Here is a 12,291-nt window from a genome sequence, read left to right as displayed (position 1 = left end):
CGGCGTAAAGGTCGTTATCCAGATATACAGCTCCCGGATCTGAGCACCGCTCAGTTTCTTGGGACGACCGGAAATCTGCTTGGCCTTGAGCGCGTCAAAGCCACCCTCGCGGTAGGCAGCCAGCCATTCATAGATTCGTGCTCGGCTCATCCCCAGCGCTTTGATGACGACTTCTGGACTCTCGCCATCCATGACCCGTTGAACGGCGCGAACGCGAATGGCTTCTAATGTTTTGTGATCAAGTTTACGACCGTCATCGTGGCGCATGTGTGTAAATATCCGATAAGCTTGGCGAACGGAGCCTACATTATAAATGATGTTCGCTTACTTTCGAACCCATTAGTACAAACTGACTGACCGGAATATTTCCTTTGTCAGTCGTATCAACCGAAGTTCGCATCATGGCTGCAACTTTGGAGAACACGTAGCTAACCAGTACCCGAAAGAACAGCCGGTCATCATTTTCAACGCGTTCACAGAGTACATCTACCAACTGCTCTGATAGCGGGTGAAAGGTCGGATTTTCGAGGTCACGCTGTAAATACTTCATTCAGCACCTCACGCTACTTGCTGGGTGGTATCTTCTGACATCGCAACATCATGGGCTTCAGGTAGATCCTCCCGCTGGAGTTCACCATTCCAGATACGCGCCAATGCACGATGAGACTTCTGAGTACCCATCAGGCTATTGATCTCGTTTACCAGATCTTGAGCTGAACGGCGCTCAGCATGGGAATGCGTTTTATTGTGATACAACCAAGCTGCATGGCGGTGCACGATAATATCGTAGTGCCACTGGGTCAGTTTGGTAGTATCCCGGTGCGTAGGAGAACGGCGTTTACGCTTAGGCGTTTCAGCCACTGGCTCAGCACTTGGGAAAATCATCGACAGAATTTTCTTGATCAGTTTGATCATGTCACAGCTCCTCAATTTCTAGTTCGCCACTTTTCAGGTATTCGTCTTTTTGTTTGCAGACAGGGAAAGCTGAACAATACTTACAAGCAGTCACTTTACCTTTAACTTCAACAACAACCCCGGTATACCCATCTTCCGCTAAACGGATATTGGCTTCTCCCTGAGTATCAAAGTTTTTAGTGGACCGGCTCATCTTGTCCTTGTTTTTGTAGTACTTCCAAACTGGGGATTTACGCCATAGATCCTCATCCGTACAGCGTGGGATTAATTCATCCGGTGCTGTTTGATATTGAGTGATCTGGCTCAGTTTGGTACGAATCCAGGCTTCAGTTGCAGCAGGGCTATCTAAAGGCAAAACATGCTCGAGTGTCCGATTTTGCGGATACCCTTTAGCACGTTCAATAGAAGCACGCTGGCGGCTCCAGTCAGTAAAAATAAACTGAATAGCCATACGGTCTTGAGTAATAATATCGGGATTGAGCCAGCGGTATATACTACCCTGCTTGATGTATTTTGCATCATTCGAATTACTCATGTAGGTGAAAACGCCGGTAGATTTAAAATCTTCCAGGCGTCCATCCGCTACAAAATCGAATTTTCCGGATACTACATAGCCATCAATATGACGCTCAGCACGGCGTTCCAGATACACAGGAATAATATCGCCGACTGCTTCTTCAGGGGTTGGATTGACTCGGACTTTATCCACGACTTTCTGTGGATAGCCCAGGGCAATTAAGCCCTCTTTATAACGCTTGAGCCAGGACTGCTCAATTTGCCCGTGAATAGCTGATCCCATTCGGGAAGGTACCAGTGAGGCAATATCAGGAATCGCATCCTGAGGCGGTACACGGGCGCTCAGAACGATCTGGCGAACGGGTTTGAGGAGTGTGGTAGCCGAGATATGGTTACTACGCTGATCATAGTCATAATCATCAGTTGTTAACCATAGCGCGACAGACAGGGGGATCCCTGTCAAATTGGTATAAGCGGTCATGGAATTTCTCCGGTGGTTTGTTAACAGACCGGGATGACCGCCGGAGGCGGGGTTATTCTGTTTCGACTGAGTCAGTCAAAAGAAACTCAATACGGTTTTCAGGGGTGGCGGGAACTACCCAGTCTATACTTAAACAGTACCGGTAATTTTCACCTTCTTTGCTGAAAAATGGAGCATGTGTTCCATCATCATCGCTTAGTTTTACCAGTGACCCTTTAGGTATTGATGGATAAATACCAATAATAGCAATAACAAGAAACAAATCACCTACTTTGTACCCACGTTCTTCACAAGGAGTCATATAATGCCTCTCATTAGTAGTACTTCCACTTTTTCTTTTTTCGTTAGTTGACGTACATACTTAGCTTCCGTGGTAAGCGATAAGTTATCCTCTAATTTCTGCACTATGACGCACAGCGTTTCCGGTTCTGCACCACCTGCAGGTATAGAAAACAAACGTTTAATACTACCTACCCTTTGGTAAAAGGTTTTATATTCTCCCCAGATTACATCATCTATTACAACAAGATCATCTGGCTTTAGATCAGTTCCCATAATGGACCTCTTATACGGTAGCGCAGCCGGTGATTTACTTTTTTAGGAATGAACCCCGGCTGGTTCACTTGTTGATAACAAGCCCCTTTACGAGGTGTGTCCACCTTTTGTTTTTTCTTGCTCATTGAGGATCTCCAAAGTACCAGTCAGCAGGTATTCAAGGCGCTCTTCTTTGGTGAGGGGACGGACCCGGTAGGGGCGTACATAATCCAGGAACTCAGGTTCCCCTGCCGGGTGAATCCAGAGATCGTTTCCAGCAAATCCACTGAACACCAGGATCCGCTTACTGCGGGACCAGACGCCTTCATCCAGTGCCAGTAGCAGGTCACCTGGTTCAAGCATCACTCCACCTCAATGTCATAGTGGAGTTCAAAGGCCGGTATAGACTCCGTAATGAACCAACCAATAGCATTTACGTAACGGCGGCCCTGGGCGATGTAACCATAGGCATGGTCCTCACCATCCATCAGAGTCCAGATCGCCATAGGATCTACTATGTGCTCTTTCAGATACCGGTCCAGATCGACGGTGAGCATTAGGCAGGAGCCCCGACCGTAGTCGTAGCCCATACCGAGGGTGTAGGGATTAGGGATGGGTTTGAAGCGCTCAGCCCACAGATCTTCTGTCAGCTTGGGTTCTTCAACCAGGGTGCCATTCTCAATGGCAATGTCGATTTCGTTGGAATAATCCATGATGGGCTCCTGTAGTGGGTATGACCACCCAACAGGGCGGAGCCCTGCTCATCAGATATGGTGATCGTAATCCCAGGGTTTGAGTCGGTGGAACCGCTCATCAGCGGCTGTGAAGAGTGCTTCAGCCCGTACATTTTTGTACTTGGCATAGGCTTTAGCTGCGGACTTGTAACTGTCTACAGCTTCATTGAAATGAATACGAGCATCGGCCGCTCGCTTTTTTACCATCAGGAGTAGGGTGTCTACTTTCTTGGCTTTCACTAACTCTGATCGGAACTGGCTCAGGTACTGCTCTTTAAGCTCAGTTGGTGTCATAGTTGTTTCCCGTCTGTAATCTCTTCATACCGTTGCTGAATAGACTTGATATTACTCACCAGATCAAGAGGAGAGTTGATATTTAAAGACTTCTTGATGCGCCTTAGGGCTGCACTGTCTTGGATGCTATCCGGCAACCCAGCATCAGATAGGGCCACTCTATCCATACCTACAATGAGCTTAGTGATAGCCCTGTTGCTTGAGCCAATCTTGATAATGCGGATGAGGTCAGCTTTCTGGAGTTCAACACGGTACTTACCTACCTTACGCGTAGGCCAACCAATCGTTTCACCTATCACCTCATCACTGATATCTGACGCATCAGCAAAGAACCCAGTTCTATAGTGATCGTAAAGGTAGTAAGCTGTCTCATTGATACGAGACAGTACAGCCCGTTTTTCTACTGGATCAACGTGATGGCTAACCTTACGGGTAACACGTTCACGGACAGTAAGTAGGTTGGATTCCCGTATCAACTTCATAGATTTCCTCTGGTGTGCCTACTGTATTTTCTCAAAATTCTAACACTAAAGTGTGTTCACAAGGTATTACTACAACCCTATACAGGGTTCACAGCACCCATGTATAACACACTTTAGTGTCAGTCATTTTTTGACTTTTTCTTTTAAAATCAGCATCTTAATAAAAACCGGTCCCTATATATTATAAATTTATAGGGGATTTATCAGATGGGAAAAGACACCCGGATGGGTGTTCTAGTGAAATAGGACATAAAGCCTACCCGACGGCTGAACGCAGTCCGCCGCGACCGGGAGCGCAGCGAAGCGAGCACCCGCAAGCGCAAGGCGAGACGGAGGTGAAGCCGGAGGGGTATAGTCACAAAATAGAGAGATGAGTGGTCATCAAATTCTTCCATTTTTTGGCATGATTTTTTATCACCCTCTCAAACTATTACAGCACCAGTACAGCAACTTGCCTGCAGGCCACGGAATACGCGGTAGTTCGATTCCGGTCCGGGGCACCATTTCCTGGTTATCCGTTCATTCCTGGTCCTTTAGTCAAAATCGAAGACCTAAACGCTTGTCGCTTAGTTGCTACGCAACTAGTATTCAGAGGACCTCCTCCTGTCGCGACAAGCTGCGCTGAATGAAGATAAAACGATCCCTCCGCTACGAATATCTGCTGCTACCTGTTGCTCTGTTATTGCTACTCGTTTTTTACTGGATCAGTGATCAAAGGAAATCCCAGATCGTTGATTCCCTCGTTAATGAGCACGCCCTGTCGCTGAATATCCAGAGTGAGTTGATCGGGCTTGAGCTGGAAGAGACGATGGCTCACCTGGCGGGCTTAAAGCGTTCAGCCGCACTGGTGCGCGCGGAGATCGACCTGATCGACCTGCAGACCGCGTTTGTCTATTTTCTGCGTAACAATCCCCGGTATTTTCAAGCACGCCTGATCGATGAAAACGGCTACGAGCGCCTCCGGGTAGACCGTCTTGAAAATGGGCTGCTGCATCGTGTTGGCGCGGGTGCCCTGGCCGATAAATCGCGTCGCTACTACAGTCAGAAAATTCTCTCGCTGGAGCCGGGCTCAATCTATATTTCCCGCTTCGATCTGAACGTGGAGGCGGGGCAGGTAGAGCGGCCTTTTAAACCGACCCTGCGTGTGGCAATCCGGCTGCGTCCCGCAGAGGCCGGCGGAAGTGGCGGTTTCCTTATCCTGAACATGAAAGGTGATCGCATCCTGGGGCATGTACAGGAGGCCAAACACTCCCGCTATCCGGCCTGGCTGGTCAATCCCCGGGGAGACTGGCTGGTAGCGCCGGAGGGCGGAGAGGCCTGGGCGTTCATGTTTGGTCGTGAATCCGGACTCAAAGATTATCTGGGAGCCCGCAGTGAGCAGCTGTACGACGGTGTTAGCCAGTCTCTGGTAGGCCCCGAAGGCACTTACTGGTTGAGTCAGCGTGTTGAGTTGCCCGATTCGTTGCAGACATCATTTTATCCTGAAGAGCGCTGGTACCTGGTGACCGGCATAACGCAAAGTGAGCTTTCGGCGGCGGTAACATCGCAGGATGAACTGGGCTTTGCCGTGTACGCCTTCCTGGTGGGCTTGCTCTCGTTGATTGGCTTCCTGGTGTTACGGCGCCATCGCAGAATGTCAGAAGAGATCCATGAGCGTGAGCTTGAGGCGAAGGTTCGCCATGCCAACAACATCGAGCTTCATCATGAGGTGGAGCGTCAAACGGCGGAGATTAACAAGGTCCTGGCATTCATCCGTTCGATAACCGACCACCTGCCTATAGTGATCGCACACTGGGATGAGAGCTTCTGTTGTCGCTTTATCAATCGAGAGTCGGAAGCCTGGTTTGGCATACCCAGTGGTAAGGCCGTCGGCAAGCATCTGTCGGAGTTTGTGGGCAATACTCTGTTTGCATCACGGCAGGAATTTTATCAGCGCGTCCTGAATGGTTTGGAAACCCGCTCACAGGTCTGGTTTCAGCGTAGTGATGGAAAGCGCTGTCTGGTCGATACACTCTACATCCCGTTTGATGTCAGTGGCGAAGAGCGCGGCTTCATCTCCGTGGCTCAGGACGTGACTGAACAGCATGAATCGGAGCAGGCGCTGATTGAGCTGAACGCCGCACTGGATCAACGCAGGGAGGAGGCGGAGCAGGCGACAAAAGCCAAAAGTGCGTTTCTGGCCAACATGAGCCATGAGATCCGTACGCCGATGAATGCGATCATCGGCATGCTGACGATTCTCCGTGAAAGCTCACTTACGGACCAGCAAAAGTCCTTTGTTGAAAAAACCTATCAGGCGTCCGATGCGCTCCTTCATCTGCTCAACGATATCCTTGATTTGTCCCGCCTGGAAGCCAATGGAGTCAAGGTGGAAAGGGTGGATTTCAGCGTCGAGGAGCTGCTTCAGCGTACCGTGGATCTATTCTCCGTCAGCGCCGACAACAAGGGGCTGGAGCTGTCCGTCGAGGTGGACCCCCGAGTGCCTCAGCGCCTGATCAGCGATCCGCTGCGTGTGGGCCAGATACTCTCCAATCTGCTGGGGAATGCGATCAAGTTTACCGGTGAAGGATCGGTTCACCTGAGTATTCATGAAATATCAAGTACGGACGCTACGACGGAACTGGCTTTTGTGGTTTCCGATACCGGTGTGGGTATTCCGCAGAACCGTCTGGTACAGGTGTTCGATAGTTTCAGTCAGGCCGATGACAGTACCACGCGCCATTTTGGCGGCAGCGGATTGGGGCTGACCATCTGTCGCCACCTGACCCACCTGTTGGGCGGGACCCTTGACGTAGAAAGCGAGCTGGGGAAAGGCTCGCAATTCACCCTGAAGTTAAGTTGTGACCTGACACCCGGTGTGCGTCGGTATGATGAGCTGGAGCTCTCCTCGGTGGAACTGCTGCTGGTGACGGAGTCCAAGACGTTGGTCCGGAGTGTAGAACGTTATGCCCATGCCTGGCATATCAACAGCGTGCCGATTGACTCACCACGGATGCTCGAAGAGCAGGTGAGTCAGCAGACTGTCAGTAACTACCGGGTGATTATCATCGATACCGATCTGTTCGCGGATCCTGACTGGAATGGGCCGGCCAGCCGTTGTCTGAGTCAATGCCGGGACGTAGAGCGCCTTGGTGTGGTGATGGTTGTGCCCGCCAGTTCCAGCGAGGACGACCTCAAGGTCTACGTGCAGGATGGGGCTACGCTGATAACACGGCCTCTAACCCCGTCCAGACTGTATGATGCCATCGTCAGTTTGCGCTCGGGGCTCGCTCAGGCACAACCAGCCGGGGCACCGATGCAACGAGGCTCATCACTGCCGCCTTTGTCGGGTGTCCGTATTCTGGTGGTGGATGATCTGGCGTTGAACCGTGATGTGGCCACCCAGCTGCTTAGCCGCATCGGCGCAAGTTTTCATGCTGTGGATAGTGGTGAAGCTGCCGTGGAGTCCGTTCAAACCCAGCGTTATCAAGCGGTGCTGATGGATGTACATATGCCCGGTATCTCCGGTCATGAGGCAGCGAGGAGAATTCGTGAGCTGGATATCGTCCAACCCAGAATCATTGCTCTGTCGGCATCGGTTCTGGATGAGGATAAACAGGAGGCCGCCGATGCCGGTATGGATGCCTACCTGACCAAGCCACTGTTACTGCGAGAGCTGCATAAAACCCTGATTGAGCTCTGTACACCGGAAGCGGGGCCCGAACCGGAGCCGATTGAGGCTGCGCAGAAGATTGAGGCCGAAAAAACGGAGGACGGACTGCCCGGCTTTATCGATCTGAACCGGGCCATGAGTCAGCTCGGGGGCGACCGGCAGCTACTTGAGCGGTGTCTGGATGCGTTCAGCAAAAGTTTTTCCGGCTTGAGCCGGGATCTGGACAGGCTTCGAGCCGAGGATGATGCGAATCAAGCGTGTGCACGTGTGCATCAGTTGAAAGGCGCTGCGGGGAATATAGCGGACACGTCTCTGGCTGAGGCTGCATCCCAGCTGGAAGCTTCGCTCAAGCAGGGGGAGTGGTCCGGGTTCGAGCAGTTACAGACACTGCTTCGAGAGCACTTGATGCGTTTGACGCCGCGTGACGAGGGACCGGTTCTACACGCCGTTAATCCGCTCGAAGACAGGAGCGCTCTGACTCAGTGGTTGGAAGAGATCGATCAAATACTTGAGGCCCATCGTGTTGTTCCCGATGACAAACTGCATGCAGTGCTAAACTCCCTGAAAGCATTGCGAATGGAAAACCGTGCACGACGCCTGCAGGATGCAGTTGATATGTTCGACTATCCCAGAGCCCAAGCCGAGATCAAAGAGATTCTGGAACAGTTGCGATGACCTATGACCACATGGATGCCACCATACTGGTAATTGAGGATGACCCGGCCAGCCTGAGAGCGATCACCGGAATTTTCGGCCAGAGCTACAACCTTCTGATTGCCACATCCGGCCGGGACGCGATTAAGCTGCTGCAACAGCCGGTGGATCTGATCCTGCTTGATCTTTATCTCGAGGATATGCGCGGTATCGACATCCTGGAGCATCTCAGGGCCGTCGGCGAGTTGGGTGAGGTGCCGGTAATCTGTGTGACTGGTTCCGACAGCACGGCGGATGTGGAGGCGGCCTTCAAGGCGGGCGCCACCGATTACATGCTAAAGCCCTACAATCAGGTCATCTTGCGCTCAAAGGTCAAAACCTTTCTCGACCTCAAGCGCAAAACGGAGCTGCTGAAAGCGGAGTCGTTTACCGACCACCTGACCAATATCGCCAACCGTCGGATGTTCCAGCGTCAGCTGGATCTGGAGTGGCGGCGGATGGCACGCGACGCCAAGCCACTGTCCATGATGCTGGTGGATATGGATCATTTTAAGTCGATCAACGATACGCTCGGGCATCAGGCGGGCGATGAATGTATAAAGCGGGTGGCAGGCCTGCTCCAGAACAACCTGCAGCGCGCCTCGGACCTGGTTGCGCGGTTTGGCGGTGATGAGTTTGTGATCCTTCTGCCCGGATCCGATCTCGGTGAGACCTTGCTGGTGGCGGAGGGGTTGCGTCGTAAAGCCGAGCATACATGCAGCGACTGCCCGGACTCCGGCCCTCAATGTCAGACCGTCACGATTACGCTGGGGTGTGCCTCGGTCGTCCCCCATGTGCAAAGCAGTCCCGAGGAGCTGATCGCCGAGGCTGATCGGCAGCTCTATGCGGCGAAGGAAGAGGGAGGGCGGAACTGTGTCAGACCCCTTCACTGAGCTGGATTTGGACGTGATCGACAGGTCTTCGCCGAGCAGCCTGCCCATGTACCGGGTTCTGGTTGTCGACGATGAACCCAATAACCTCCGTATTATCAGTGAAGCACTGAGTACCGATTATGACGTGATTGTCGCCAACGATGGTCCGTCCGCTTTGCGCATCCTGGAATCCGGGGAGCAGCCCCAGCTGATTATCCTGGATGTCATGATGCCTGCCATGAACGGGTTTGACCTCTGTTGTCGCATCAAGCAGATGCCTGGTTTCAGGCGAACACCGGTTATTTTTATTACCGCGCTGAATGATGTGGAATCGGAAGAGAAAGGATTTCAGGTCGGCGCGGTCGATTATATTCACAAGCCGTTTCGCGCCTCACTGGTTCGTGCCCGTGTTCGTACCCACCTGTCGTTTCAGGGCATGCTGGATCGGTTGCTGGAGCTTAACGAGGAACTGCAGACAAGGCTGAAAGAGCTCGATCAAGTCAACCAGACCCTGGAAAAGCAATCCCGGGAACTGCTGGTGACGCGCTCCTCGAAAAACCTGTTTGAACGCGTATTCATGAGCACCTCCGAGGGGATTCTGCTGACCGATGCCGATGCCAGGGTAATCGCCGTCAACCGTTCGTTTAGCCGTATCACAGGCTATAGCGAATCCGAGGCGTTGGGGCGCAACCCTCGGTTTTTAAAATCAGGCATGCACGATGACGCGTTTTACAAGACCATGTGGCGCTGTATACACGAAGAGGGGCACTGGACCGGCGAGATTTACAACCGCCGTAAGGACGGTGAATGCTACCCGGAGCTGCGCACGATCAGCGCTGTACACGATGATACCGGTGAGATTACCAATTATCTGGCCGTTTTCAGCGACATCACCAGCCTCAAACAGACCCAGGAGCAGGTCGATTTTCTAACCTGGCACGATCCGGTGACGCGTCTGCCTAACCGAATGCTCCTGCTTGATCGCCTCGACAATCTGCTCCGGTATTGTCATCGATCCGGCGATATAACCGCGCTGATGGTCGTTGATCTCAATAAATTTAAAGCGATCAACGAGAGCCACGGTTATCTCGTCGGGGACCAAATTGTGCGGGAGCTGGCCGCGCGACTCAAAACCTGCGTGGCTGAAGATGACACCCTGGCGCGCCTGGGAGCAGACGAATTCGGCCTGGCCCTGGCGCCGCATACCCGTTCACTGGACGATGCATCCCGGTGCGCCGACGAGGTTGTCCGCCGTATACAGCAGGCGATGATGACGCCCTTCACAATTGAAGGGGCAGGCACAATACTGCTTGAGTGCACGGTGGGTATCGTCATGATTCCGTCACCGGAAGTGGACAGTGCGGCGCTGGCGCTTCAGCATGCCGATACCGCTCACCACCTGGCCAAGACGGAGGGTGAGCCGGTGCTGTTTTTTGAGGACTCCATGGGCCGTTCGGTCCGTCAGCGCTTTCGTCTGGAGAGCGACCTGAGCCGTGCCATCGAGGGCGAGGAGTTACGCCTGTTTGCCCAGCCGCAGATCGATCCGAACGGCCACTGCCAGGGGCTGGAGGTACTGGTGCGCTGGGACCATCCCCAGGAGGGGCTGTTGCCGCCCGGGCGTTTCATTCCGATCGCCGAACAATCCAGTTTGATCGTTGGCCTGGAGCGCTGGGTGCTGAGGCAGTCTGTGGCGCTGATAGCGAAGCTGGAACAGCAGGGGCTGGCGATCCGCGTGTCCGTTAATATCTGTCCACGCCACTTCCGCGAAGCGGATTTCGAAGCCTTTGTCGGTGATCTTATCGATGCGCACGGGATCCCTTCAGGACGGCTGACGCTGGAGGTGACCGAGGGGCTGATGATCGAAAACACCGACCTGGTTATCGAAAAGATGAAGCGTGTTGTTGAGCGCGGCGCCGGTTTCTCGGTGGATGATTTTGGTACCGGTTACTCGTCGCTGGCTTATCTGAGAAAGCTTCCCATCGAGGAGGTGAAAATCGACCGCGCGTTCGTCATGCACGCTCCGGATGATCCCATGGATGCGGAGATCGTAGCCACGATTAATAACCTGGGCGAGTTTCTCGGCCTGCGGGTGGTTGCCGAAGGGGTTGAAACCGAGCGCCACGCCGCGCTGTTAACCGGGCGCTTTCCGGGAATGCACCTGCAGGGTTACCACTTCGGTTACCCGGAACCGGCGGAGGCATTGCTGAAACGACTGGTCAGCGGTGAGCAGAAGTCACACTAAGTGGCTTCGTAGAGACAGCCGCCAAACTGGTGTCGAATCGCGTCCAGAGTGGCATCGCTGTTGGCTGCGACCAGAAAGCCATCGCTGACCAGTGGTGAGTAGGGGCGGCCATCAAGAAAACCGGCTTTGCCGCCGGCCTCCTCCAGTGCCAGCACTCCGGCGGCATGATCCCAGGGTTTGGCGCTGGCGTTGATGTAGAAATCCACGTTGCCCTGGACCAGCATACGGTACTCGTGGCAGGCGCAGCGCAGTGTATGGGCGCGTCCGAAGGTGAGCATGGCGCTAGCGGCTTCCTGGCGGCAATGGGCCGGAAAACTGAACGGCGTCATAAAGCCGGTCAGTTCGGTCAGTGGTTTGGTCTCGCTCACCGTCATGGCCACCGGGCGGGTGTCGGGGGTGCAGAACCAGGAGCCACCGCCGCGCCGCGCCAGTATCCAGTCGTCCATGACCGGGTCATATAAGAGTCCGAGGATCGTCTGTTCCTGATGCATCACCGCGAGTAACACGCCATGAGTCGCCAGGCCGTTGGCATAGTTCCAGGTGCCATCCACCGGGTCGATCAGCACCGCGTATTCGGCACCGACAAGGTGTTCCAGAATCTTCGGATCACTCGCCACCGCTTCTTCACCCACGACTCTGGCCGCGGGCAAGATACGGTTTACCCCGGCCGTTATAGCGGCCTCGGCGGCTAAATCCGCCTCGGTAACCAGGTCGTGGACTGAGGACTTTACGCGCACCGCCTGCTCGGGCAAGCGGCGGAAACGGGGTGTTATCTCTGCCTGCGCAACCTGTCGGACCAGATCAACAAGGGCATTTTCCTGCTGCTGCGTAATAGCCATCCGTCTCCTCGTAAGCATGGGTGTGCGGTGACGCGTG

General features: G+C 53.5%; 14 protein-coding genes. 3 read left to right on the top strand and 11 right to left on the bottom strand.

Going from position 1 to position 12,291, the window contains the following annotated elements; genetic code table 11:
• From G403_RS0116965 to G403_RS0116925, 10 genes are all read right to left on the bottom strand, one after another.
• On the bottom strand, positions 1-267 hold a 267-nt coding region (locus G403_RS0116965; RefSeq protein WP_027854830.1), incomplete at its 3' end, for a helix-turn-helix domain-containing protein.
• Positions 268-307: 40 nt separating this feature from the next.
• Positions 308-550: a hypothetical protein gene (locus G403_RS0116960; protein WP_027855038.1), complete on the bottom strand. Its 243-nt coding sequence runs from the start codon at positions 548-550 to the stop codon at positions 308-310.
• Positions 551-558: 8 nt separating this feature from the next.
• Positions 559-915: a hypothetical protein gene (locus G403_RS0116955; RefSeq protein WP_027855037.1), complete on the bottom strand. Its 357-nt coding sequence runs from the start codon at positions 913-915 to the stop codon at positions 559-561.
• Between the two features lies 1 nt (position 916).
• Positions 917-1,912 (bottom strand): hypothetical protein, encoded by a 996-nt coding sequence (locus G403_RS0116950; protein ID WP_027855036.1) that lies wholly within the window; start codon positions 1,910-1,912, stop codon positions 917-919.
• 52 nt (positions 1,913-1,964) lie between these two features.
• On the bottom strand, positions 1,965-2,213 hold the full coding sequence (locus G403_RS25345; protein ID WP_156899729.1) for a hypothetical protein: 249 nt from the start codon (positions 2,211-2,213) through the stop codon (positions 1,965-1,967).
• Complete coding sequence (locus tag G403_RS0116945; RefSeq protein WP_027855035.1) at positions 2,210-2,467, bottom strand: hypothetical protein; 258 nt, start codon at positions 2,465-2,467, stop codon at positions 2,210-2,212. The genes G403_RS25345 and G403_RS0116945 overlap by 4 nt, the downstream gene beginning before the upstream one ends.
• 87 nt (positions 2,468-2,554) lie before the next feature.
• On the bottom strand, positions 2,555-2,809 hold the full coding sequence (locus tag G403_RS0116940) for a hypothetical protein (RefSeq protein ID WP_027855034.1): 255 nt from the start codon (positions 2,807-2,809) through the stop codon (positions 2,555-2,557).
• On the bottom strand, positions 2,809-3,159 hold the full coding sequence (locus G403_RS0116935; protein WP_027855033.1) for a hypothetical protein: 351 nt from the start codon (positions 3,157-3,159) through the stop codon (positions 2,809-2,811). The genes G403_RS0116940 and G403_RS0116935 overlap by 1 nt, the downstream gene beginning before the upstream one ends.
• 51 nt (positions 3,160-3,210) lie before the next feature.
• Positions 3,211-3,474: a hypothetical protein gene (locus G403_RS0116930; RefSeq protein WP_027855032.1), complete on the bottom strand. Its 264-nt coding sequence runs from the start codon at positions 3,472-3,474 to the stop codon at positions 3,211-3,213.
• Positions 3,471-3,956, bottom strand: coding sequence for a hypothetical protein (locus G403_RS0116925; protein ID WP_027855031.1), 486 nt, complete (start codon positions 3,954-3,956; stop codon positions 3,471-3,473). Before G403_RS0116925 ends, G403_RS0116930 begins: the two co-directional genes overlap by 4 nt.
• A 625-nt stretch (positions 3,957-4,581) precedes the next feature.
• Here G403_RS0116925 and G403_RS23760 point away from each other — a divergent pair.
• The 3 genes from G403_RS23760 to G403_RS0116910 are packed head-to-tail and all read left to right on the top strand — an operon-like array spanning position 4,582 to position 11,415.
• A complete protein-coding gene (locus G403_RS23760) occupies positions 4,582-8,283 on the top strand; it encodes a PAS domain-containing hybrid sensor histidine kinase/response regulator (RefSeq protein WP_036234310.1) in 3,702 nt (1,233 codons plus the stop codon).
• Positions 8,280-9,194, top strand: a complete 915-nt coding sequence (locus tag G403_RS0116915) for a GGDEF domain-containing protein (RefSeq protein ID WP_027855030.1) — start codon at positions 8,280-8,282, stop codon at positions 9,192-9,194. Before G403_RS23760 ends, G403_RS0116915 begins: the two co-directional genes overlap by 4 nt.
• Complete coding sequence (locus G403_RS0116910; protein WP_051299197.1) at positions 9,175-11,415, top strand: two-component system response regulator; 2,241 nt, start codon at positions 9,175-9,177, stop codon at positions 11,413-11,415. The genes G403_RS0116915 and G403_RS0116910 overlap by 20 nt, the downstream gene beginning before the upstream one ends.
• Here G403_RS0116910 and G403_RS0116905 read toward each other — a convergent pair.
• Positions 11,412-12,254, bottom strand: a complete 843-nt coding sequence (locus G403_RS0116905) for an inositol monophosphatase family protein (RefSeq protein WP_027855028.1) — start codon at positions 12,252-12,254, stop codon at positions 11,412-11,414. The genes G403_RS0116910 and G403_RS0116905 overlap by 4 nt on opposite strands.
• Positions 12,255-12,291 lie beyond the last annotated feature (37 nt).

Source organism: Marinobacterium litorale DSM 23545 (genome assembly GCF_000428985.1).
Lineage (GTDB): Bacteria > Pseudomonadota > Gammaproteobacteria > Pseudomonadales > Balneatricaceae > Marinobacterium_D > Marinobacterium_D litorale.
Note: the sequence above shows the minus strand (reverse complement) of the source record. Positions and strands in the feature narration are given on the sequence as shown.